The organism is Microbispora cellulosiformans, assembly GCF_008728085.1.
Classification (GTDB): Bacteria; Actinomycetota; Actinomycetes; order Streptosporangiales; family Streptosporangiaceae; genus Microbispora; species Microbispora amethystogenes.
On the sequence record NZ_VYTZ01000015.1, the window covers coordinates 171,534 to 195,396 of the forward strand.

The 23,863-nt window shown below is 71.0% G+C and carries 17 protein-coding genes; 13 read left to right on the forward strand and 4 right to left on the reverse strand.

From position 1 onward, the window contains the following. Nucleotides 1–73: 73 nt before the first annotated feature. Both pheS and F5972_RS31040 read left to right on the forward strand, forming a co-directional pair. Nucleotides 74–1,174: a phenylalanine--tRNA ligase subunit alpha gene (gene pheS, locus F5972_RS31035; protein WP_150938661.1), complete on the forward strand. Its 1,101-nt coding sequence runs from the start codon at nucleotides 74–76 to the stop codon at nucleotides 1,172–1,174. Then, nucleotides 1,174–3,759 (forward strand): phenylalanine--tRNA ligase subunit beta, encoded by a 2,586-nt coding sequence (locus F5972_RS31040; protein ID WP_150938664.1) that lies wholly within the window; start codon nucleotides 1,174–1,176, stop codon nucleotides 3,757–3,759. Before pheS ends, F5972_RS31040 begins: the two co-directional genes overlap by 1 nt. Nucleotides 3,760–3,814: 55 nt before the next feature. On the opposite strand, the gene F5972_RS31045 is transcribed toward F5972_RS31040, so the two are convergent. The 3 genes from F5972_RS31045 to F5972_RS31055 form a co-directional block, all read right to left on the reverse strand. Further along, on the reverse strand, nucleotides 3,815–6,994 hold the full coding sequence (locus tag F5972_RS31045) for a penicillin acylase family protein (protein WP_150938666.1): 3,180 nt from the start codon (nucleotides 6,992–6,994) through the stop codon (nucleotides 3,815–3,817). A 211-nt stretch (nucleotides 6,995–7,205) separates the two neighbouring features. Further along, nucleotides 7,206–7,787, reverse strand: a complete 582-nt coding sequence (locus F5972_RS31050; protein WP_150938724.1) for a Uma2 family endonuclease — start codon at nucleotides 7,785–7,787, stop codon at nucleotides 7,206–7,208. Nucleotides 7,788–7,988: 201 nt separating this feature from the next. Next, the gene (locus F5972_RS31055; protein ID WP_150938669.1) at nucleotides 7,989–9,155 is read right to left on the reverse strand and encodes a polysaccharide deacetylase family protein; all 1,167 of its coding nucleotides are present in this window, start codon (nucleotides 9,153–9,155) and stop codon (nucleotides 7,989–7,991) included. 442 nt (nucleotides 9,156–9,597) lie between these two features. On the opposite strand from F5972_RS31055, the gene F5972_RS31060 reads away from it, so the two are divergent. Then, entirely contained in the window at nucleotides 9,598–10,383 is a 786-nt protein-coding gene (locus tag F5972_RS31060; RefSeq protein WP_150938672.1) for a hypothetical protein, read from the forward strand. 159 nt (nucleotides 10,384–10,542) lie between these two features. Continuing rightward, nucleotides 10,543–11,727, forward strand: a complete 1,185-nt coding sequence (locus F5972_RS31065) for a serine hydrolase domain-containing protein (RefSeq protein ID WP_225312049.1) — start codon at nucleotides 10,543–10,545, stop codon at nucleotides 11,725–11,727. Here F5972_RS31065 and F5972_RS31070 read toward each other — a convergent pair. Then, the gene (locus F5972_RS31070) at nucleotides 11,724–13,379 is read right to left on the reverse strand and encodes a class I adenylate-forming enzyme family protein (protein ID WP_150938676.1); all 1,656 of its coding nucleotides are present in this window, start codon (nucleotides 13,377–13,379) and stop codon (nucleotides 11,724–11,726) included. The two genes, F5972_RS31065 and F5972_RS31070, sit on opposite strands and share 4 nt — an antisense overlap. Before the next feature lie 185 nt (nucleotides 13,380–13,564). On the opposite strand from F5972_RS31070, the gene argC reads away from it, so the two are divergent. The 9 genes from argC to tyrS all read left to right on the forward strand — a co-directional run bounded on the left by argC (nucleotide 13,565) and on the right by tyrS (nucleotide 23,237). Then, complete coding sequence (gene argC / locus F5972_RS31075; RefSeq protein ID WP_150938678.1) at nucleotides 13,565–14,587, forward strand: N-acetyl-gamma-glutamyl-phosphate reductase; 1,023 nt, start codon at nucleotides 13,565–13,567, stop codon at nucleotides 14,585–14,587. Nucleotides 14,588–14,615: 28 nt separating this feature from the next. Then, nucleotides 14,616–15,770: a bifunctional glutamate N-acetyltransferase/amino-acid acetyltransferase ArgJ gene (argJ, locus tag F5972_RS31080; protein ID WP_150938680.1), complete on the forward strand. Its 1,155-nt coding sequence runs from the start codon at nucleotides 14,616–14,618 to the stop codon at nucleotides 15,768–15,770. Next, nucleotides 15,767–16,747: an acetylglutamate kinase gene (argB, locus tag F5972_RS31085; RefSeq protein ID WP_150938682.1), complete on the forward strand. Its 981-nt coding sequence runs from the start codon at nucleotides 15,767–15,769 to the stop codon at nucleotides 16,745–16,747. Before argJ ends, argB begins: the two co-directional genes overlap by 4 nt. Then, the gene (locus F5972_RS31090; RefSeq protein ID WP_150938684.1) at nucleotides 16,744–17,934 is read left to right on the forward strand and encodes an acetylornithine transaminase; all 1,191 of its coding nucleotides are present in this window, start codon (nucleotides 16,744–16,746) and stop codon (nucleotides 17,932–17,934) included. The genes argB and F5972_RS31090 overlap by 4 nt, the downstream gene beginning before the upstream one ends. Further along, a complete protein-coding gene (argF, locus tag F5972_RS31095; RefSeq protein ID WP_150938686.1) occupies nucleotides 17,927–18,916 on the forward strand; it encodes an ornithine carbamoyltransferase in 990 nt (329 codons plus the stop codon). The genes F5972_RS31090 and argF overlap by 8 nt, the downstream gene beginning before the upstream one ends. Next, nucleotides 18,913–19,497 carry an arginine repressor gene (locus tag F5972_RS31100; protein ID WP_150938688.1) on the forward strand — a complete coding sequence of 195 codons (585 nt, stop codon included), beginning with the start codon at nucleotides 18,913–18,915 and terminating at the stop codon, nucleotides 19,495–19,497. The genes argF and F5972_RS31100 overlap by 4 nt, the downstream gene beginning before the upstream one ends. A 265-nt stretch (nucleotides 19,498–19,762) precedes the next feature. Further along, the gene (gene argH, locus F5972_RS31105; protein ID WP_150938726.1) at nucleotides 19,763–21,175 is read left to right on the forward strand and encodes an argininosuccinate lyase; all 1,413 of its coding nucleotides are present in this window, start codon (nucleotides 19,763–19,765) and stop codon (nucleotides 21,173–21,175) included. Further along, a complete protein-coding gene (locus F5972_RS31110; RefSeq protein ID WP_150938690.1) occupies nucleotides 21,157–21,840 on the forward strand; it encodes a DNA-3-methyladenine glycosylase in 684 nt (227 codons plus the stop codon). The genes argH and F5972_RS31110 overlap by 19 nt, the downstream gene beginning before the upstream one ends. A gap of 131 nt (nucleotides 21,841–21,971) precedes the next feature. Continuing rightward, on the forward strand, nucleotides 21,972–23,237 hold the full coding sequence (gene tyrS / locus F5972_RS31115) for a tyrosine--tRNA ligase (RefSeq protein ID WP_150938728.1): 1,266 nt from the start codon (nucleotides 21,972–21,974) through the stop codon (nucleotides 23,235–23,237). Nucleotides 23,238–23,863: the final 626 nt, after the last annotated feature.

The following is a 23,863-nucleotide window of genomic DNA, read 5'->3' on the forward strand; positions in this document are numbered from 1 at the left end:
GTGGGCTGATCGGACTAGACTCGTTGCCGCTGAGCGCAGGGCGCTCGCAGGCCCCTGGATACGGAGCTCTCTCTTGTCGAACACCTATGACCCGGTCGAGGTGACGCCGCTGCACGCCGACGAGGTCGCGCGGGCACAGGCGGACGCCCTCGCCGCCGTAGCGGCGGCGCGCGACCTCGACGACCTGAAGCAGGCCAGGCTGGCGCACGTGGGCGACCGCTCGCCGATCGCGCTGGCCAACCGTGAGATCGGCGCGCTCCCGCCCGCCGCCCGCGCAGAGGCGGGCAAGCGGATCGGCGCCGCGCGCAAGGCGATCGGCGAGGCGCTGGCCGCCCGTCAGGCCGAGCTGGAGGCCGAGCGCGACGCGCGGGTCCTCATCGAGGAGACCGTCGACGTCACACTGCCGTGGGACCACGCGCCGCGCGGCGCCCGCCACCCGCTGACCACCCTGCAGGAGCGCATCGCCGACGCCTTCGTCGCGATGGGCTACGAGGTGGCCGAGGGGCCGGAGCTCGAAGGCGAGTGGTTCAACTTCGACGCGCTGAACATCGCGCCCGACCACCCCGCGAGGTCCGATCACGACACGTTCTTCGTGGAGAGCGTCGACTCGGGGAAGGTCCTGCGCACCCAGACCTCGCCGGTGCAGATCAGGGCCCTGCTGTCGCGCCCGCTGCCCGTGTACGTGGTGTCGCCGGGCAAGACCTTCCGCACCGACGAGCTCGACGCCACGCACACTCCGGTCTTCCACCAGGTCGAGGGCCTGGCGGTGGACAAGGGGCTGACGATGGCCCACCTGAAGGGCACGCTCGACCGGTTCGCCGAGGTGATGTTCGGCGCCGGCATCACGACCCGCTTCCGGCCGCACTACTTCCCGTTCACCGAGCCGTCGGCCGAGCTCGACCTGCGCTGCTTCGTCTGCCGGGGCTCCTCCGCGGTGCCGGGCAACCCGCCCTGCCGCACCTGCAAGTCGGAGGGCTGGATCGAGTGGGGCGGCTGCGGGATGGTCAACCCGCGCGTGCTGATCGCCTGCGGCGCCGACCCCGCCGTCTACTCCGGGTTCGCCTTCGGCATGGGCGTGGAGCGGACGCTGATGTTCCGCCACAACGCCGAGGACATGCGTGACATGGTCGAGGGCGACGTCCGGTTCACCCTGCCGTTCGGGATGGAGGTCTGATGAAGGTCCCGCTTTCATGGCTGCGGGAGTACGTCGATCTCCCCGCGGTCACCGCGCAGGAGGTGGCCGACCGGCTCACCGCCGCAGGCCTCAAGCTTGAGGCCATCCACTCGCACGGCCACGAGATCAAGAACATCGTGGTCGGCCGGGTCCTCGAGATCGAGGAGCTGACCGGGTTCAAGAAGCCCATCCGGCACTGCCGGGTCGAGGTCGGCGAGGCCACGCCGCGCGAGATCGTCTGCGGCGCGACGAACTTCTCCGAGGGCGCGGTGGTCCCGGTCGCGCTGCCCGGCGCCGTGCTGCCCGGCGGTTTCGAGATCGGGTCCCGCAAGACGTACGGGCGGCTGTCGGACGGCATGATCTGCTCGGAGGCCGAGCTCGGCGTCGCCGAGTCGTCCCCGGGCATCCTGCTGCTGCCGCAGGACACCCCGATAGGCGCGGACGTCGTCGAGCTGCTCGGCCTGCGTGACGACGTGCTCGAACTGGAGGTCGCGACCGACCGGGGATACGCCCTGTCGATCCGGGGCGTCGCCCGCGAGGCGGCGACCGCCTTCGGCGTGCCGTTCCGCGACCCTGCCGCGATCGAGACGCCGGACGGCGACGGCGAGTCCTGGCCTGCGTCGATCGGCGACCCGACCGCCTGCGACCGGTTCGTGCTGCGCTCGGCGACCGGGTTCGACCCCGCCGCCGAGTCGCCGCTGTGGATGCGGGTGCGGCTGGCCCGCGCCGGCATGCGCTCGGTCTCGCTGGCCGTCGACGTCACCAACTACGTGATGCTGGAGCTCGGTCAGCCCCTGCACGCCTTCGACCGGTCGCGCCTGTCCGGCCCGATCGTCGTACGGCGGGCCCGTCCGGGGGAGACGCTGGAGACGCTCGACCACGTGGTGCGGACGCTCCACGAGGAGGACATCCTCATCACCGACGACTCGGGCCCGATCTCGATGGCGGGCACGATGGGCGGCCTGCACACGGAGATCTCCGAGACGTCGACCGACATCGTGATCGAGGCGGCCCACTTCTCCGCCACCGGCATCGCCCGGGAGTCGCGGCGGCACAACCTGGTGAGCGAGGCGTCCAAGCGGTTCGAGCGCGGCGTCGACCGGGAGCTGCCGCTGGCCGCGTCCTGGCGCGCCGTCCGGCTCCTCGCCGAGCTGGGCGGGGCAGTCGCCGACCCCGGTGTGACGCACGCACAGGTGGACGTCGCTCCGGTGCGGATCACGATCCCGGCCGGCCATCCCGACCGCGTCGCGGGCGTGACCTACGGGCGGGAGACGGTGATCCGCCGGCTGGAGCAGGTCGGCTGCGCGGTGACCGAGGGCGCCGTCGTCTCCCCCCAGAGCGGCGGCCCGAGCGGCGGCCAGGGCGTCGCCGCGACCGGGGTGCTCGCCTCGGGCGACCTCGCCGGGAAGCTGACCGTCCAGGGCGAGGACCTGATCACGGTCACCCCGCCGAGCTGGCGGCCCGACCTCACCGACCCGAACGACCTCGCGGAGGAGGTCATCCGGCTCGAAGGCTACGACCGCATCCCGTCGGTGCTGCCGCCCGCCCCCGCCGGCGGCGGGCTGACCGAGGAGCAGCGGCAGCGCAGGCGCGTCGGCCGGGCGCTGGCCCACGCGGGATACGTCGAGGTGCTCGCCTATCCGTTCATGGGCCCGCGCGACCTCGACAACCTCCTGCTGCCGGAGCAGGACCCGCGCAGGCGGACGACCCGGCTGGTCAACCCGCTCAGCGAGGACGAGCCGTACATGCGGACCACGCTGCTGCCGGGGCTGCTGAAGACGCTGGTGCGCAACGTGGGCCGCGGATTCGCCGACGTGGCGCTGTTCGAGTCGGGGCTGGTCTACCGGCCCGCTCCGGACGCGCCCGCGACCGCCCCGATCCTCCCGGTCGACCACCGGCCCTCGGAGGAGGACCTCGCGGCGATCGAGAGCGCGCTGCCCCGGCAGCCGTTCCGGGTGGCCGTGGTGCTCGCCGGGGAGTTCCACCGCTCCGGCTGGTGGGGTGAGGGCAGGCAGGCGACCTGGGCGGACGCCGTCGAGGCGGCCCGCACGGTCGCGCGGGCGGCCGGCGTCGAGCTCGCCGTACGGGCCGACCGGCACGAGCCCTGGCACCCCGGGCGCTGCGCCGCGCTGACCGTGCCGGACCCGGAGACCGGGGAGCAGGTGCTCGCCGGTCACGCCGGTGAGCTGCATCCCCGGGTGATCGAGGCGTACGGCCTGCCGCCGCGCACGTGCGCGATGGAGCTGGAGCTGTCGCTGCTGCGGCCCGCCGGGCCGGTGCAGACGCCTCCCGTGTCCGCCTACCCGGTGGCGACCCAGGACGTCGCGCTGACCGTTCCCGCCGCGACCCCGGTCGCGGAGGTGGCGGCCGCCCTGCGCGAGGGCGCGGGCGGCCTGCTGGAGTCGATCAGGCTGTTCGACGTCTACACCGGGCCGCAGGTGGGCGAGGGCAACAAGTCCCTGGCCTACACGCTGCGGTTCCGGGCGCCGGACCGCACGCTCACGGCCGAGGAGACCACGGCGGCGCGGGACGCCGCCGTCGCCCTCGCGGCCGAGCGCACCGGAGCCCAGCTCCGCGGCGCCTGACGAGCACGATCGCGGGCGGGCGCCGGTCTGTCACCGGCGCCCACCCGCGGGCGCGTCACCTGCCGTACACCTCGAAGGAGTACAGCGAGTAGCCGAAGAGGGTGGCGCGTTTGACCCCCTGCATGCGCACGTACCGCGCGCTGACCGGGGCGAACGTCACGGTGTCCACGCCGCCGTCGCCGGTGGTCGTCTGCGCGGCGGTGGTCCACGCGGCGCCGTCGGGCGACGTCTCGATCCGGTACGACGAGCCGTAGGCCGACTCCCAGCGCAGGATGACCCGCCGCACGGTCCTCGCCGAGCCGAGATCGACCTGGATGTACTGGTTGTTGCTCCATCCACTGGCCCACCGGGTCGCCGGGTCTCCGTCCACCGCCCGCCCGGGCGCGTTAGAGCCCTCGGTGCTCGAGGCGCTCGCCGTACGGCCCAGCGCGAGGTCGCTCACGTCGTCGCCCCGGTGCGCCGGGAACGAGACCACCTGCTGGTAGGTCGGCCGGTTCTGCCAGGAGATCAGCGACTGCCTGATCCCGCCGAGCGGCGACTGCCGCACGGCGTCCGCGCACCACTGGTCCCCGGCGGAGCAGGAGTCGTCGCCGGGGTAGGTCGTCGCCGCCGGTTCGGCCAGCGCGGCCGACAGGCTGTCCAGCAGGACCGTACGGCAGGCCGCCACGGTCGCGCCGCAGTACTTCGCCGGCAGGGGAGCGGTCACCGGATCGCCCAGCACGGCCCGGATGTCCTTGTCGACGTAACCCCACCAGCCGTACTGGAACGCCGAGCCCTTGTGCGGCTGCGACTCGTTGGCCGAGCCGGGCAGCGTGGAGACGTCGCCCTGCTGGTGCCCGGACGGCGACTCGTTGATCTGCAGCGCCCCGGTCAGCGACTCGTAGAGCCCGTCGCCGAGGCCCGGCCGGAACTGCGCCCGCACCAGCTTCGGCCACCACGCGTCGAATATCCGGATCGCGTCGGCGTGCGCGTACGTCTTGCTGCCCTTGGCGGTCTCCTGCCGCCGGGCGCCCGCCTCGGCCCAGGCCGACAGCTTGGCGACGGCGGAGGCCAGGGCGGGATCGGACACGGACGCGCTGCCGATCACCCGGAGCAGTTTCGGCAGCACCTTCCACCCGCGCAGGTCGGTGACGGCGGCCGAGGCCATGATCTTCACCACCCCGGCGCGGTCGACCGGGCCCGCGGACAGGGCGGCCCGGAGCGGTGCGTCGAGCAGGTCGGCGCGGTGCACCGGACCGAAGCTGAAGTTGCCGTCGGCCGCGCCGTAGTCCTTGGCCTGCTTGTTGTTCCAGCTCACGAAGTAGTCCTGGTTGACGGCCTGGGGGTGGGCCGAGGGCGGTGTGTAAGTCGCCGTGTTGGCCGCCGGGTCGAAGCCGCTCCACTCGTGCGCCGCGTCGCCCGCCATCGGCAGGTTCGGATCGGACACCGCCGAGCGCACCGGGACGTTGCCGGACATGAAGTACGCCGTGTCGGCGGAGTTCACGTAGAACCAGTTGAAGGCGAAGCCGATCTTGGACGCCGAGTTCGTGAAGGCCGCCGGCGAGCCCATCTCGGCCGGGTCGTTGAACATCTGGAAGCCGATCGCGGAGTCCGTCTCGTGCTGGTAGGTCGAGCGCAGCGCCGTGAACGCCGTCGGCACGCCGCCGGCCATCCCCCGCCAGGTCACCAGGCCGTACTTGGTCCGCTTGACGACGAGGTCGTAGGAACCGGCGGCGGTGGAGTCGGCCGTGTTCGGCTTCCAGGAGTTGGTCTTCTTCAGCGTCTCCATGGCGGTGCAGGTGCCGTGGTAGAGGTAGTGGTCCGACGACAGCGTGGGCGTGCCGCCGTTCGGGTCGCACAGCGTCACCGCGTACGTGTCGGTGATGTCCTCGGCGGCCGACGTGGCGCTCCAGGCGTAGTCGGTGCCGCGGCCGAGCAGCACGTAGAGGTTGAGCCCAGCGAAGGCCGCCCCCCGCGCCCGGATGCCGGGGCCGGACAGCTCCTCCAGCATGAGCAGTTGCGGCGCGAAGTAGCCGGTCTGCGGGCCGAACACGGCGATCGGGTGGCCGCCGGTCGCCTTGGCGGCCGAGACCACGAGCGCGTTCGACATGCCGGGCCGGGAGTTGTCCACTGTCAGCCCCGTCAGCGCGCTCGTAACCGCCGTCGTGGGGGAGGTCGCGCTGCCGGTCTCGTTCGCCGTGACGTCGACCGGGGCCGCCGTGCCCGCGTCGGGCAGCACGACGCCGGTGGCGCCGGACGGCGCCGCGCCGGAGGGGAAGCTCTGCCCGTCGTGCAGCGTGAGCACGGTCTCCGGGTCGTTCTGGGAACGGAATGCCGCCCAGGCCCGGTCGCCCTCGGTGGCGCCGTACTTCGCCCGCGCGGCCACCCGTACGAGGGCGGACCGCATCTCCGCGCCGCCGCCCCCGCCGAACAGGCCGCCGATCACCCCGGAGACGGCGACCAGGTCGGTCATCGTGAAGTACTTCGGGCCTCCCGCGTTCGTGATCGCGTCGAGGTGGCCGGTGAGGACGTACTCGCCCGGGCAGTTGCGGGCGGACATGCAGCGGTCGATGTAGGCGTTGATCCCGGCGATGTAGTTCTGCACGTCGGTGTAGAGCTGCGCGCCGCGGCCGCCGGAGGTCCGCAGCCGGTCGATCTGCGCCTGGAGGTCGGCCTCGGTGTAGGGGGAGTTGCGCCAGACGCTCTGCTCCAGCTCCCGGTTGCCCGCCGCGCCCCCGGCGAACGGCGTCAGCTCGCCCCGGCCGACGTGTCGCATGAGGTCCATGAGCCACAGGCGGTCCTGGGCCCCGGCGTACCCGGCGCCGAACATCGTGCCCTCGCGGGTGGTGCCGGTGACGTGCGGCACACCGGTGGCCTTGTCCCGGACGATCATGACGTCCGATCGCGGGCTGACCGTGCTCTCGACCTGGTTCGCCGGCACGCCGAAGCCGCTGTCGCCGAAGAACGCGGAGATCTGCTCGTCGGTCAGACCGGTGTAGCCGGAGATCAGGTCGGCGTACCTGCCGAGCTGGTCCCTGCTGTGGGCCGGGTAGGTGCCCAGGGTCTGGTTGCCCAGGATGTCCACGAGCGTGGCGTTGCCGTTCTGCCCGGGCGGCAGGATGTCCGCGCACTGACCCAGGCAGTAGTCGTCAGGCGGGTAGTAGGGGGCGGCGGTGGCCGTCGTCGCCGGCAGGCCGACGGCGACGAGGGCCAGCGCGGCGGCAGCGGTGATCGCCCGTCGAAGGCGCGCGTGCATGGGGGGACTTCCCTTCGCGGTGTCAGGGGGTGAAGGGACGGCAGGGTGGTGCTGTCACGCGCGTGAACGTGAGTCAGGCTCAACTCTGGACGATACGCGGGGGTAACCAGAGGAGCAATGCCAACTTTGCCGCGATCGTGGCAGAACCTGCCGATCGCAGTCAATGCGCGCCCCGGTGCCGGCGCGCGTCGCGATGGGGGAGGGCTGGGGCCTACAGCTCGTCGATCTCGCCGAGGTCGATGTCGGCGTCGAAGGGCACCGACACCTTGAGCCGGTCGTGGTAGATCCCGGTCAGCGCGTACGCGGCGGTGGCGGGGTCGAGTTCGTACACGTAGACCGTGGGCCGCCCGGACTGGTTCTCGATGCGCCAGAAGTGCGCGATCCCCGCCTCGGCGTAGAGCTGCGGCTTACGCTTGCGGTCCCGCTCCTCGGACTCGGGCGAGACGACCTCCACAACCAGGATCACATCACCGGCCTGATAGGCGGTCTCGCCTGTTCCCTGCACCGCCTCCGCGCGAATGATCACCATGTCGGGCTCGGGCCTCTGGCGAGTGCCGAGAATGATGCTCATCTCGCGACGTACGCGCAGTTGAGAGGGCACATAACGGCGCAGTTCCCGCTCAAGGAGGAACAACATCAGTGTGTGGAAGGAGGCTCGGGGGCTCACGAAGACCAAGCTTCCATCAATCAACTCTGTGTGCGCAGGAAGTTGCGGCATGTGATCGAGGTCGGTGGCCCGAAATCCTTCCGGTGGAGGGAAAACCCAGCGCGGGACGCCACAAATGTCACTCATGGGCACTTCGCTCCACACCTCAGCCGTCATGCACTCACCGTAGCAACGCGTGAGCGTCACGCGAAGTGATTCCCCGGCTGTCCCCTTCCGGAACGCGGGTTTTCCGTGACGGCGCCCGGTAAGCGGAGCTTATCCGGACAGCGAGAAGGTGCGGCGCTCCCGGAGAGCGCCGCACCGTTCCCGGCGGTCAGCCCACGCGGGCTATCGGGTCCAGGTCCACTTCTGGTTGGTGCCGCCGTGGCAGCTGTAGAGCTGGAGCTTGGTGCCGTTGGCCGTGCCGGCTCCGGCGGCGTCGAGGCACAACCCGGACTGGACGCCCTGGATGCTGCCGTCGGAGTTGACCCGCCACTTCTGGTTGTCGCCGCCGTGGCAGGAGTAGATCTGGATCTTGGCGCCGTTGCCGGTGCCGCCGGCGTCGAGGCACTTGCCGCCGTAGACCCGGATCTCACCGGCCGAGGTGGAGGACCAGGTCTGGTTGCTCTGGCCGTTGCAGTCCCACAGCTGCACCTGCGTGCCGTCGGTCTGGCTCGCGTTGGGCACGTCGAGGCACCGGCCGGAGGCCACGCCCTTGATCGCCCCACTGCCACCGCCGGAGGTGGGGGTCGCGCTGGGGGACTGCGGCGGGATCGACGGAGACGGGGAGCCCGGGCCACTGCCGTCGGGGGCGACGGCGCGGCCGGTGGTGGGGGAGATCATGCCGGCGCAGAGGTTGCGGCTGCGCAGGTTGGCGGCGATCTGGGAGATGGCGGAGACGGTGGTCGCGTACTGGTCGTGCATGAGGATGATCTGGCCGTTCTGGAGGCGGCCCGCCGCCTGCACGATCTGGGAGGTGCTGGCGCCGTTCCAGTCCTGGGAGTCGACGTCCCAGATGATCTCCCGGAGGCCGAGCTGCTGTTCGACGGACTGGAGGGTGGAGTTGGTCTCGCCGTACGGGGGGCGGAACAGCTTGGGCGCCGAGCCGGTGGCCTGCTGGATGGCCTGCTGGGTCCGCTGGAGTTCCGACTGGATCTGGGAGCTGCTCTGCTGGGTGAGGTGGGGGTGGGTGTAGCTGTGGTTGCCGACCCACATCCCGGCGTCGACCTGCGCCCTCACGAGTGAGGGGTTGTTCTGCGCGTTCTGCCCGATGTTGAACATGGTGGCGCGCAGGCCGTTGGCTTTGAGGGTGTTGAGCAGGTTGGTGGTGTTGCTGGGGTTGGGTCCGTCGTCGTAGGTGAGGCCGACGTATCCGGCGCTGCAGTCGGCGGCGTTGGCCGCGGTCGGGGACAGGGCCACGGTCGCCAGCGCCGCGGCGGCGACGCTCGCGAGCGCGGCGGCGAGGGACTTGCGTAAACCGGGACGTCTGACGACGGGCACGGCGCTGTCGGCCATCTTTGCTCCTCAAGTCGGAACCCTGTGATCGGGCACGGTGGCGGGCCGGGCGGCGCGGTGTCCTGGGTGGGGAGCGACGCCCGGCCCCGGGGGTTCGCCGAGGCCTCATTCTGGAAACGACCACCGAAACATGTCAAAGATTGGCTAGAAATGTTTCAGTCGGATGCCGATCAGACCAGGCCTGAGCTGCTGGAAGTCCGATGAACTTTTCACGTCGCCGTGGATCCCTTCCGTTCCGCGCAGGGGTGAGCGCATGCTCGGAGGTCCTCCCGTGGCGCTGCCGGGACGCCGGCGACGGGACCGCCGCCGTGAGGTCGGCCGCCGGACCTCTGGCGCTGTTTCCGACGGCACCGTGCACCAGACTGAGCGCCCGTAAATGTCGTATCGGGTCAGTAGGCTGTGCGTCCTGTGTGGCGCCGTGCCGTCTTCCCAGGAGAATTTCGTGCGACTGTTAGCCTCCACCGCCACTCTCGGCCTCATCGCGACTGGTCTGACGGCCGCGCCGGCCCAAGCCTCCGCTGCCAAAGTCGCGTACGGCTGGGCCTGGCCGGACGGGAAGGGAAAACTCCGCATCGTGCCGCGCGCAGCCAAGCCGGTCACGATGCACTACGGAATCAGGAGTTTCCGTCTGAAGCCTCTGGCCGGCGCCAAAGAAATCCGGCTCGACTACTCCTCGGCATCCTTCTACCGGACGTCGGTGACATGCGACGCCAGGGACAACGGAGGCAAGTACGCCGTGAGCGCCAAGGGCCTCGGCAAGACCGCATGTGCTCCTGGCGACCTCGCTTTCGTTCTCACTCTCGGACCCACGCTGGTCCGCATCGCCTATTCCGGCACCAAGGCCAGCACGATCCATCAGTTCTGGCCCGGCGTCGCGACCGAGAGACCCAAAATCGCCTTTGGCACCCTTCGGTACCTCGGAGACGGAACTCCGGGCCCCAGCATCAGCGGCATCGTGAGTTTCACTCCGGAGGGCGGTAAGCCGATGAAACTCGGGTACGACTGGACGGCCGGATTCAATCGAATCACTGAGGCATGTAACGCTGACTGGCTCACCCGTGGTGATCCGCGAAACGCGGACGAGGAGGGCGTAGGCTCGATCGCCTGCGACGCCCGTCAGATGACCGCGGTTCTCAAGCGCCTGAAGCGCCCCGTTCTCGTCAAAGTTCACTACTCCCCATTGGCGGAACGCATGAACCAGCTATGGGAAGTCAGTCGCGGAGCCTGACGTTCCAGGGCTGAAGCGAGGCCCAGGCGCACTACTTGCCCGCATACCAGCGCGTGGCCGTTCTCCAGCGGCTGCGCCGGCCCTTCGCGGGGAATGCTCATCCTGCGGGTCGCCGGCGCGTCCTGACGGATGCGCCGGCCCTGGCCGGAAGGACTCGGCATGGGCCTCACCTCGTGCGGGAAGAAGGCGCTTCGCTCGCTGACGGCCTCGGTTCTGATCCTCGGAGCCGCTGCTCCCGCACCCGTGGCCGAGCCGGGGCCGCGGGTGCCCGTGGCGTCCGTCGCCGCCCGCGTCCCGGGGTCGGGGCTGGGGGCCGTGCTCGACCGGGCGGTCCGCGAGGGCTCTCCCGGCGCGCTGGCCGAGGTGTCGAAGGCCGGCCGTACGGAGACGGTCGCGCGGGGCCTGGCGGACACGCGGACCCGCGAGCGGCCCCGCGCCGACATGCGGTTCCGCGTCGGCAGCACGACCAAGACCTTCGTCGCCACCGTCGTCCTGCAACTGGTCGCCGAGGGCCGCCTGCGGCTGGACGACACGGTCGAGCGGTGGCTGCCGGGGCTCATCACGGGCAACGGCAACGACGGGCGGGCGGTCACCGTACGGATGCTGCTCAACCACACGAGTGGGCTGTTCAACTACACGAAGGACCGCCGCGTGCCGGAGGCGCTCGACCGCGACCCGCTGACGACCTTCACGCCACACCGGCTGGTGGGCTACGCGCTGAGCCATCCGCCGGTGTTCCCGCCCGGGACGTCCTGGGAGTACTCGAACACCAACTACACCCTGCTCGGTATGATCGTCCGCCGGGTGACCGGGCACCCGTACGCGGAGGAGATCAACCGGCGCGTCCTGCGCCCGCTGGGCCTGCGGGAGACCTACTTCCCCGGCACCTCGCCGGACGTCCGCGCGCCCTTCATCCACGCGTACAGCAAGGACCGCCTCTCGCGGTTCAACCCGTCCTGGGCCGGGGCCGCCGGTGAGATGATCTCCACGGTCGGCGACCTGACCCGGTTCGACGCGGCGCTGCTCTCCGGGCGCCTGCTGCCGGCCGCGCTGCTGGAGCAGATGCTCACCCCGACGCCGAAGTCGGACGTCTTCCACGGGCCCGGCCCGTACCGCTACGGGCTCGGCCTCATGATGGTCACCCTGCCCTGCGGGGTCACGGTGTACGGGCACGGCGGCACCATCTTCGGTTCGCTCACCTGGATGGCGGGCACCCGGGACGGCCGCCACACCCTGTCCTTCGACCTGAACGGCGACACGGTGAACCAGGCGGAGCTCACCACGGCGGCCAACGTCGCCGAGTTCTGCCCGGCGACGCCGAGGCCCAGCCATAGGCCCAGCTAGAGTCCCAGGGTCTCCTTGCGCAGGCGGGTCTTGAGCACCTTGCCGCCGGGGTTGCGCGGCAGTTCGGCCTCCCTGAACCAGAACCGCGACGGCACCTTGAACGCCGCGATCCGGTCGCGCAGGAAGTCGCGCAGTTCCTCGCCGCCGGCCTCGGCGCCCCGCTTCAGCCGGACCACCGCGCCGACCTGCTCGCCCATCTCGTCGTCGGGTACGCCGATCACGGCCACGTCGTCCACCGCAGGATGCTCGAACAGGGCGGCCTCTACCTCGGCGCAGTAGACGTTCTCGCCACCGCGGATGACCATGTCCTTGGCCCGGTCGACGATGTAGACGAAGCCGTCCTCGTCGACGCGGGCCAGGTCGCCGGTGTGCAGCCAGCCGTCCACGAACGTCTCGGCGGTGGCGTCCGGGCGGTTCCAGTAGCCGCTGATCACGATCGGCCCGCGCACGCACAGCTCGCCGACCTCGCCGGGCGGCAGTTCGGCGCCGTACGGGTCGCAGATCTTCACGTCCACCACCGCGAGCGGGCGGCCGATGCTGCCGGGCTTGGCCAGGTAGTCCCGGCCGCTGTTGTAGATGGCCAGCGCGGTGGTCTCGGTCATGCCGTACCCGTTCGCGGGCGTGCGCTCGGGAAGCGTCTCGGTGATCCGTTCCAGCAGCTTGGGCGGCGCGGGCGCCCCTCCGTACGAGATCGAGCCGAGCGACGAGATGTCGTGCCCGCCCAGGCCGGGATGGGACAGCAGCTGCCACGCGTTGGTCGGGACGCCGCTCAGGATGGTGACCCGCTCGCGTTCGATGAGCTCCAGGGCCCGCTTGGGGTCCCACCTGTACATCAGCACGAGCCCGCCGCCGCTGAACATCGTGGTCATCAGTACGGCGAAGCACCCGGTGACGTGGAAGAGCGGCACGGTGAGCAGGGTGATCCTGCGCTTGCCGGCCGCCGAGGACACGTCCCTGCCCGCCAGGGCCACGGTGCGCATCATGGCGTACGCCACGGTCATCGGCGCCTGGCCGAGGTTGCGGTGGCTGCCGAGCGCGCCCTTGGGCCTGCCGGTCGTGCCGGAGGTGTAGAAGATGGTCGCCGGGTCGTCGGGGCGGAGGTCGACCGGGGGCAGGGTCACGTCGGCGCGGACCTCGCCGAGGACGCCGGCCCAGTTGGCGCCCTCACCACGTGCGACGATCATGGGCAGGCCGCTGCCGGACATGCGCGCGGCGCGCTCGCCGTCGGCGATCACCAGTTTCGCGCCCGAGTCGCCGAGGGCGTACTCCAGTTCCTGCTCGGTCCACCAGGCGTTCAGCGGTACGGCCACCGCGCCGGCGGCGAGCACGGCGGAGAAGGAGACGATCCATTCGGGGTAGTTGCGCATGGCGAGGGCGACGCGGTCGCCGACGCGCACGCCGTAGTCGTCCACGAGCCGGTTGGCGAGGGTCGCGACCAGCCGGAAGTGCTCCTCGTAGGTGATCCGCTCGTCCTCGTGGACGACGAACACCTTGTCCCCGTGGAACCGGGTGATCTCCAGGAGCGCGCGGAAGGTCGCGGGGGCGTGCTTCCACGCCCGGATCCTGCCGCCGCCGACCTCGATCTCCTCCATCTCGAAGAGCTGACCGGGGGCGGTGAGCTGGGCCTGGACCTGTTCATGCGTGATCGTCATGATGGAGGTGCTCCCGGATGAATTCGTTAACCGGAGGTTTCACGATACCGACCGGTAGGTATGGCCGCCAGGTGTCCACCTCGCGAAACGCCGCTTGCATGCCCATGCCCGGCGGTGCATACTCTCTACACAAGCAAGAACATGAGGTTGTCTGCATAGCCATGCAGAGGAGTCTGGGGGGGCCGATGAGGGCGGCGATCGCCGGAGCGAGCGGATACGCGGGGGGAGAGCTGCTCCGCCTGCTGCTGGGCCACCCCGCCGTCGAGATCGGCGCGCTCACCGCGGCGTCCAGCGCCGGATCGAGACTGGGTGCGCACCAGCCCCACCTGCCGTCCCTGGCCGACCGGGTCATCGAGCAGACTACCCCGCAGGCGCTGACCGGGCACGATGTGGTCTTCCTGGCGCTGCCGCACGGTCAGTCGGCCGCCGTCGCGGCCGAACTCGGCGAGGGCACGCTGGTCGTCGACTGCGGCGCCGACTTCCGGCTGGCCAGCGCGGAGGAGTGGACGGCTTTCTACGGAGGCGTCCACGCCGGCACCTGGCCCTACGGCCTTCCCGAACTGCCCGGCCTGCGGGAGATCCTGCGGGGCGCCCGGCGGATCGCCGTGCCCGGCTGCTATCCGACCGCCGCGACCCTGGCGCTGTTCCCCGCCTTCGCGGCCGGGCTCGCCGAGCCCGACGTGGTGGTGGTCGCGGCCAGCGGCACCTCCGGGGCGGGGCGCGCGCCCAAGGCCAACCTGCTCGGCAGCGAGGTCATGGGCTCAGTCGGCGCGTACGGAGTCGGCGGGGTCCACCGGCACACGCCCGAGATGGAGCAGAACCTGTCGGCGGTCGCCGGACGACCCGTCCGCGTGTCGTTCACGCCGACCCTCGCGCCCATGAGCCGCGGAATCCTCGCCACCTGTACGGCTCCCGCCACCTCTGGGACGACCCCCGCCGCCGTGCGCGAGGCGTACGAGGCGGCGGTCAAGGACGAGCCGTTCCTCCACCTCCTGCCCGAGGGCGTGTGGCCGGCGACGGCGATGACGGTCGGGGCGAACACCGCGGTCCTGCAGGTCGCCCTGGACCAGCGGGCCGGGCGGATCGTGGCCGTCATCGCCATCGACAACCTCACCAAGGGCACCGCGGGCGGCGCGATCCAGAGCGCCAACCTCGCGCTGGGTCTTCCGGAAGAACTCGGCCTTCCCACCAATGGAGTCGCCCCGTGAGCAAGATCTTCCCTTCCGAGGAGCGTGCATGAGTGTCACCGCACCCCTGGGCTTCCGTGCCGCCGGGGTCGTCGCCGGGATCAAGAGCGGCGGCGCCCGCGACCTCGCCCTGGTCGTGAACGACGGCCCCTCGCGGGCCGCGGCAGGGGTCTTCACCATCAACCGGTTCAAGGCCGCGCCGGTCCTGTGGTCCGCCCAGGTTCTCGACGGCGGGCGGGTCAGGGCGGTCGTGCTGAACTCCGGCGGCGCCAACGCCTGCACCGGCCCGCTGGGCTTCCAGGACACCCACGCCACCGCCGAGAAGGCGGCCGAGGTCCTCGGCGACTCCGCCGCCGAGATCGCGGTGTGCTCGACCGGGCTGATCGGCGAGAGGCTCCCGCTCGACGCCCTGCTCGGCGGCGTGGGAACCGCGGCGGCCCAGCTCAGCCGGGATGGCGGGCTGGCCGCGGCCGACGCGATCCGGACCACCGACACCGTCAGCAAGATCTCCTTCCGGCGTGGCGAGGGGGGCTACATGGTGGGCGGCATGGCCAAGGGCGCGGGGATGCTCGCGCCCGGCCTGGCCACCATGCTGTGCGTGCTGACCACCGACGCCGATCTCACGTCCGAGGAACTCGACACGGTGCTGCGCAAGGCGACGTCGGTGACGTTCGACCGGCTCGACACCGACGGCTGCATGTCCACCAACGACACCGTGCTGCTGCTCGCCAGCGGCGCGTCCGGCGTGCGCCCCGATCTCGCCGAGTTCGAGAAGGTCGTCACCGCCGTCTGCGCCGACCTGTCCCGGCAGCTTCTGGTGGACGCCGAGGGCGCCACCAAGGCGATCGCCATCGAGGTCGTCGGCGCGGCGTCTGAGGACGACGCGGTGGCGGTGGGCCGGGCCGTGGCCCGCTCGAACCTGCTGAAGTGCGCGATCCACGGAGAGGACCCCAACTGGGGCCGGGTGGTCAGCGCGGTTGGCACCACCGATGCGGTCTTCGAGGCCGAGCGGGTCAACGTGGCCGTCAACGGCATCTGGATCTGCAGGGGAGGCGCGGCGGGCGACGACCGCTCGAAGGTGGACCTGCGTCCGCGCGACGTGACCATCACGATCGACCTGTCGGCCGGGCCGCACAGCGCGACCGTGCACACCACCGACCTCACGGCGGCCTACGTGCACGAGAACTCGGCGTACTCGTCATGAGCGTCCGACGCAACGGCGCCCTGGACAAGGCGCACACGCTGATCGAGGCCCTGCCCTGGCTCTCCCGCTTCCACGGCGCGACCGTCGTCATCAAGTACGGCGGGAACGCGATGACCAAGGAGCACCTGCGGGCGAAGTTCGCCGCCGACGTGGTCTTCCTGCGTTACGCGGGCCTGCGGCCGGTCATCGTGCACGGCGGCGGGCCGCAGATCCAGTCGCACCTCGACCTGCTCGGGATCGACAGCCACTTCGTGTCCGGCCTGCGGGTGACCACCCCCGAGGCCATGCAGGTCGTCCGGATGGTCCTCGTGGGCCAGGTCAACCGTGACGTCGTCGGGCTGATCAACGGACACGGTCCGTTCGCGGTCGGGATGTCCGGCGAGGACGCCCACCTGTTCACGGCCGAGCGCAAGCACGTGACGGTCGACGGCGTCAAAGTCGACATCGGGCAGGTGGGGGAGATCGTCCGCGTCGAGGCGGGAGCCGTGCGGGCACTCCTGGACGACGGGCGCATCCCGGTGGTGTCCTCGGTGGCCCGCGGTGAGGACGGCGGGATCTACAACGTCAACGCCGACACCGCGGCCGCGGCGCTCGCCGTCGCGCTCAAGGCGTCCAAGCTGATCGTCCTGACCGACGTCGAGGGGTTGTACGCGGACTGGCAGCCTCCGGAAGAAGGCGAGGAGCCAGGCTCGGGCCTGGAGGTCGTCAGCCGCATCACCGCCTCGGAACTCGCCGCGCTGCTGCCCTCGCTGTCCAGCGGGATGGTGCCGAAGATGGAAGCGTGCCTGACGGCCGTGCGCGGCGGCGTCCCGCAGGCGCACGTGCTCGACGGGCGGGTGCCGCACGCCCTGCTGCTGGAGGTCTTCACCGACGAGGGGATCGGCACCATGGTCGAGCCGGACGCGGACCCGGAGACGGACGGCCGGAGCCCCGCGGAGGTCGCGGACGGCGTCGTGAGCGGAGGAGATGCCAGGTGACCGGCAACGACGAACTGCGCGACCGTTTCGCGTCGGCGTTCATGCACAACTACGGGGTGCCGCCCGTCGCCCTGGCGCGCGGCGAGGGCTGCGCCGTCTGGGACGTGGACGGGCGCCGCTACCTCGACCTGATCGGCGGCATCGCGGTGAGCTCGCTCGGGCACGGCCACCCCGCCCTGGTCGAAGCGGTGTCGCGGCAGGTCGCCACGCTCGCCCACACCTCGAACCTGTTCCTGCACGAGCAGGAGGTGCTGCTCGCCGAGAGGCTGCGCACCCTGCTCCGGGAGCCGGCCCGGGTCTTCCTCGCCAACTCCGGCACCGAGGCCAACGAGGCCGCGCTGAAGATCGCCATCAAGTACGGCCGGACGCACGGCCGGGGCTACATGGTGGCGGCCGAGAACGGCTTCCACGGCCGCACGCTCGGCGCGCTGTCACTCACCGGCAAGCAGTCGATCCGCGACCAGTTCGGCCCGTTCCCGCTGGACGTGCGGTTCGTTCCGTACGGCGACGCGGACGCGCTCAAGAACGCCGTGACCGACGACTGCGCCGCGGTCTTCCTGGAGCCCACGCAGGGCGAGGCCGGGGTCGTCCCGCCGCCCGAGGGCTACTTCCGCGCGGCCAGGGAGATCTGCTCCGCCACCGGCGCCCTCCTGGTCGCCGACGAGATCCAGTCGGCCATCGGCCGCACCGGACACTGGTTCGCCCACCAGGCGGAGGAAGTCGTCCCCGACATCGTGACGCTGGCCAAGGGGCTCGGCGGGGGCATGCCGATCGGGGCCTGCATCGGCCTGGGAGAGGCCGGTGAGGTCTTCGCCAAGGGAGACCACGGCTCGACCTTCGGCGGCAACCCGGTCTCGTGCGCCGCGGCGCTGGCGGTGCTCGGCACCATCGAGCGCGACGGCCTGCTCGGCAACGCGGTGCGCGTGGGAGCGCTCCTCTCGGAGGGCATCGCCGCCGTGCGGCACCCGCTGCTCAAGGGCGTCAGAGGGCGCGGACTGTGGCTCGCCGCCGTGCTGACCGTCCCCAGGTCGGCACAGGTGCAGGCCGCGGCCCAGGAAGCCGGCTTCCTGGTCAACGCCCTGCAGCCCGACGCGGTCCGGCTCGCGCCCCCGCTTGTGATCACCGAGTCCGACGCGCGGGTCTTCCTCGACGCGCTGCCCGGCATCCTGGAGGCCGCCGATGCCTGACACCCCGATCGACACCGCCGCGAACCCGGCGCCTGACGCCACCGCGACACGGGTTCGGCATTTCCTCCGCGACGACGACCTGTCCCCCCAGGAGCAGGCGCAGGTGCTCGACCTCGCCGAGGCGATGAAGAAGGACCGGTTCGGTTACCGGCCGTTCGAAGGCCCCAGGGCGGTCGCCCTCCTCTTCGACAAACCGTCGACCCGGACCCGCGCCTCGTTCTCGGTGGGCGTGGCAGAGCTGGGCGGGCTACCGCTGATCATGGATGGCGGCACCTCGCAGATGGGACGCGGCGAGCCCGTCGAGGACACCGCGCGGGTCCTGTCGCGGCAGGTCGCGGCGATCGTCTGGCGCACGGGCGGCCAGGAGCGCATCGAGACGATGGCGGCCTACTCGTCGGTGCCGGTGGTGAACTCGCTGACCGACGAGTTCCACCCCTGCCAGATCCTCGCCGACCTGCAGACGATCCGGGAGCACAAGGGCACGGCCGCCGGGCTGACGCTCGCCTACCTGGGGGACGGCGCCAACAACATGGCGCACTCCTATCTCCTGGGCTGCGCCACGGCCGGCATGCACGTCCGGATCGGGGCGCCCGCGGGTTACCTGCCCGACGGCGCGGTGCTGGACCGGGCGGCCGAGATCGCGGCAGCCACCGGGGGATCGGTCGTGGCGCTCAGCGATCCCGAGGCGGCCGCGGCCGGGGCGCATGTGATCGCCACCGACACCTGGGTCTCGATGGGTCAGGACGGCAAGGACGAGCGGGTGGCGGCGTTCACGCCCTACCAGGTGAACACCGCCCTGCTCGCCCTGGCCGACGCCGACGCGATCGTGCTGCACTGCCTGCCCGCGTACCGGGGGCTGGAGATCGCCGCCGACGTCATCGACGGACCGCAGAGCGTCGTGTGGGACCAGGCGGAGAACCGGCTGCACGCGCAGAAGGCGCTGCTGCACTGGCTCGTGACGCGGAGCGCGGAGGGATTGTGAGCATCCCGCTCACCAAGGCGGCCCGGCACGCCCGGATCGTCGAGTTGCTGACCCGGCACAAGGTCCGCTCGCAGCCCGAGCTGGCCAGGCTGCTGGCCGAGCAGGGAGTGGAGGTGACCCAGGCCACGCTGTCCCGCGATCTCGACGAGCTCGGCGCGCTCAAGCTGCGGGCCGACGACGGCACTCTGGTCTACGCGCTGCCCGGTGAGGGCGGCGGCCGGATCCCGATCTACCGGGCCGGCGTCGCCAACGGCTTCACCGAGAACCCCGACGCGCGCCTGCGCAGGATCGCCGAGGAACTCCTGGTGTCGGCGGAGGCGTCCGCCAACCTGGTGATCCTCCGTACGCCTCCGGGAGCGGCCCAGTTCCTCGCCTCGGCCGTCGACCACGCGGGCTGGGACTCGATCCTCGGCACGGTGGCCGGTGACGACACGATCCTCGTGATCAGCAGGAGTCCTACGGGAGGGCAGGCGCTGGCGGAGTCCCTGCTCAGTCTGGCCACCCGCAGGACGCCTGACGTGACCAGGCACAAGCTCACCGCCGACCTCCATGATCACGCGCATGGAGACGACGAAGCGTGACCCCGCGTGGCCCGGGCCGTGTGCGGGGACCGGGCAGTCCGTCGGCTAAGGTCGCGGATTAGTCGCACGAGGATCCGATACGAGGATTCGACGCGAGGATCCACCACGAGGATCCAAATGGAGAAACGCGCCGAGGGCTCGTCCCAGGGACGACCGGAATGGCGTGAGATCTCCGTACGAGCGCTTCTGCGGAAACGCACGCGGTCACCTTTGTCGGCAGAGATTCGGAATTCGGAGGGAGAACACGGTGGCGGACAACAAGCCGATGCGGCTCTGGGGTGGCAGGTTCGAGGGGGGACCCGCGGACGCCCTCACGCGCCTGTCGGTGAGTGTGCAGTTCGACTGGCGCCTCGCGCCGTACGATCTGCTGGCTTCACGCGCGCACGCACGCGTGCTGCACCGCGCCGGCCTGCTGACGCAGGAGGAGCTCGACCGCATGCTGGGCGCGCTCGACGATCTCGACCGGGCCTGCCGCAAGGGGGAGTTCCGTCCCACCGTCGCCGACGAGGACGTGCACACCGCGCTGGAGCGCGGCCTGCTGGAGCGGCTCGGCTCACTGGGCGGCAAGCTCCGGGCCGGCCGCAGCCGCAACGACCAGGTCGCCACCGACCTGCGCCTCTACCTGCGTGACCACGTCCGCACGATCGTCTCCCGGCTGGTCGAACTGGAGACCGCGCTGATCAGCCAGGCCGAGGAGAACGCCGACGTCGCGGCACCCGGCATGACGCACCTGCAGCACGCGCAGCCGGTGTCGTTCGGGCACCAGCTTCTCGCCCACGTCCACCCGCTGACCCGCGACGTGGACCGGCTGCGGGACTGGGACAGGCGCGCTGCGGTCTCGCCGCTGGGTTCCGGCGCGCTGGCCGGGTCCTCGCTGCCGCTCGACCCCGCTGCGGTCGCCGCCGAGCTCGGGTTCGACGCCCCCGCGCCGAACTCGATGGACGCGGTCGCCGACCGTGACTTCGCCGCCGAGTTCCTGTTCTGCGCGGCCATGATCGGCGTGCACATCTCCCGGCTCGGCGAGGAAGTCGTGCTGTGGGCCTCGCAGGAGTTCCGGTGGATCGAGGTGGACGACGCCTACTCCACCGGGTCCTCGATCATGCCGCAGAAGAAGAACCCCGACGTCGCCGAGCTGGCCAGGGGCAAGAGCGGCCGCCTGATCGGCGCGCTGATGTCGCTGCTGACGACGCTGAAGGGCCTGCCGCTCACCTACAACCGCGACCTCCAGGAGGACAAGGAGCCGGTCTTCGACGCCGTCGACACCCTGCTCCTGGTGCTCCCGGCCGTGTCGGGCATGATCGCCACGATGCGGGTCAACAAGGCCAAGCTGGAGACCAGCGCGCCCGACGGGTTCGCGCTGGCGACCGACCTCGCCGAACTGCTGGTCCGCCGCGGCGTCCCGTTCCGGGACGCGCACGAGGCCGTCGGCCACCTGGTGGTGTGGTGCCAGGTGAACGACAAGGACCTCGGCGAGCTGACGGACGAGGAGCTGGCGAAGGTCTCGCCGCACTTCGCGGTGGACGAGACGGGCGCGAGCGTCCGCGACGTGCTGAACGTGCACGGCGCGCTGGCCGCCCGCAGCGCCTTCGGCGGCACCGCGCCCGACCGGGTCCGCGACCAGGTCGCGAATCTCCGGGAGATCGTCGACGGCCAGGCGGCATGGGCGAACGAGAACTGATCGACGACGTCGCGGGCGAGCCGCTCGGCCGCGACTTCTTCGACCGCCCTTCGGAGGTGGTCGCCCCCGATCTGCTCGGCCGGGTGGTCGTGCACGGGTCGGTGGCGGTCCGGCTGAGCGAGGTCGAGGCGTACGGCGGCCCGGGGCAGGACCCGGCCTCCCACACCTACCGGGGGCGCACACCACGCAACGCCGTCATGTTCGGGGAGCCGGGACATCTCTACGTCTACTTCACGTACGGGATGCACTACTGCGCCAACCTCGTGTGCATGCCTGCGGGCACCGGCTCGGCCGTCCTGTTACGGGCGGGCGAGGTGGTCGCGGGCGTGCACACCGCCCGCATCCGCCGCATGCCGCACGCCGACGGCCCCGGTATGGAGGGCCTGGCGCGCCGGGTCCCCGATCGGGACCTCGCCAGGGGACCGGCCCGGCTCACGGTGGCCCTCGGCCTGGTCAGGGAGCACAACGGGACGGACTGCTGCTCGGGTGGCCCCATCCAGGTGCACGAGGGCCGGCCGGTGCCGCCCGCCCAGGTGAGGACGGGTCCGCGCACCGGTGTGTCCGCCGGCGCCGACACGCCCTGGAGGTTCTGGATCGACGGTGACCCCACCGTGTCTCCCTACCGCGCGCACGTGCCCCGGCACCGTGGCCGAACGGCACGCTGACGCGTCGCTATCAAGTGGCGATAGGGTTCCGTGATCAGGCAGGCTTGTACGGAAGCCCGTACACCCACCATCGATAAGCGAAAGCCACGACCGTGACCGTAACTTCAGGCAATCTCGTGCCGACGTCGGAGATGGGTGACATCCTCGACGAACTCGAGTGGCGCGATGTGCTCGCGCAGACCACCGACATCGACGCGCTGCGCAAGGCGCTGTCCGACGGTCCGATCACCGTGTATGCGGGCTTCGACCCGACCGCGCCCTCGCTGCATGTAGGCAACCTCGCGACCCTGCTCATCCTGACCCGCTTCCAGCGGGCCGGACACCGCCCGATCGGCCTGGTCGGTGGCGCGACGGGTCTGATCGGCGACCCGAGCGGGCGCAGCACGGAGCGGGCGCTCAACTCCAGCGACATCGTCGCCGAATGGGTGTCCCGCATCCGGGTGCAGGTCGAGAGGTTCCTCAGCTTCGACGAGGGGCCCACCGCGGCCACGCTGGTCAGCAACCTGGACTGGACGGCGGAGCTGAGCGCGATCGACTTCCTGCGCGACGTCGGCAAGCACTTCCCGGTCAACCGGATGCTCGCCAGGGAGTCGGTCTCCGCGCGGCTGGCCGGTGAAGGGCTCAGCTACACCGAGTTCAGCTACCAGATCCTGCAGGCCAACGACTACCTGGAGCTGTACCGCCGGCACGGGTGCACGATCCAGCTCGGCGGCAGCGACCAGTGGGGCAACATCATCGCCGGCGTCGATCTCATCCGGCGGGTGGAGAGCGCCCATGTCCACGCGCTCACCGGCAAGCTGATCACCAAGGCCGACGGCACCAAGTTCGGCAAGACGGCCGGCGGCGCCGTATGGCTCGACCCCGCGCTGACCTCGCCGTACGCGTTCTACCAGTACTGGCTCAACGCCGACGACCGCGACGTCGTCCGGTTCCTCAAGGTCTTCACCTTCCGTACGAGGGAGGAGATCGAGGAGCTGGAGAAGGCGGTGGCGGAACGGCCGGCGGCCCGCGCGGCGCAGCGCGCGCTGGCCGAGGACCTGACAACCCTGGTGCACGGCGCCGAGGAGCTCGCCCGGGTGATCGCCGCCTCGCGTGCGCTGTTCGGGCAGGGCTCGCTGACGGAACTGGACGCCCGGACGCTGGAGTCGGCTCTCGCGGAGGTGCCGAAGGCGGCCGTGCCGACCCTGGGGGCGTCGTACGTCGACCTGCTCGCGCAGAGCGGGCTCGTCGAGTCCAAGTCAGCGGCGCGCCGGGCCGTGAAGGAGGGCGGCGCGTACCTCAACAACACCAAGATCACCGATGAGGAGTACGTGCCCTCGGCGGACGACCTCCTGCACGGCCGGTTCCTCGTGCTGCGTCGTGGCAAGAAGACCGTCGGCGGCATCGAGGTCGCCTGATCGTCCGTACGTCGATCACCAGGAGCCGTCCCGGCCGACCGGTCCGGTGCGGCTCTTTGGTGGTCAAGGTTCGTTGTGGCGCAGGTAACAATCTTGTGGCCTTGGCGGCAGTGATTGCCCGAAGTTGCGGTGTGGCCTGGGGTTTTGGCCATCTCGGCGTGATTTGACGGCCGGGCGGACGTTGCCTAATGTTTTCCTCGCCCCCGGGGAGAGCGGGACGCCGAGAGGCGGCCGGACCCCGACGGGCAAGCCACTCCGACAACCATCCAGACGAGGCGCTCGCGCCGGATCCGGATCGTCTGCGGCACGGCGGAACCGAGAGGTTTGACGTGAGGCGGGCTAGGGCTTAAGATGGAGTGGTTGCCCCGAAAGGGGAAGGTCACTCTAACAAGAGCATCGGCCGAGATCGCATGACTCGCTTCGGGTCTGTGATGCGGTGATCGCCGAAGAGTCGGCCGGACGGAAGTAATCGCCCTGGATCTCGGGACTCGTTACGGGTTTCGGGTGATGGTGGTCGCGTCCGTTTCTTGAGAACTCAACAGTGTGCTAAAAGCCAGTGCATGAATCATGCATGACCCCGTCACCGTTGTTGGTGGCGGATTCCTTTGACGGTGCCCTTTCTTAGC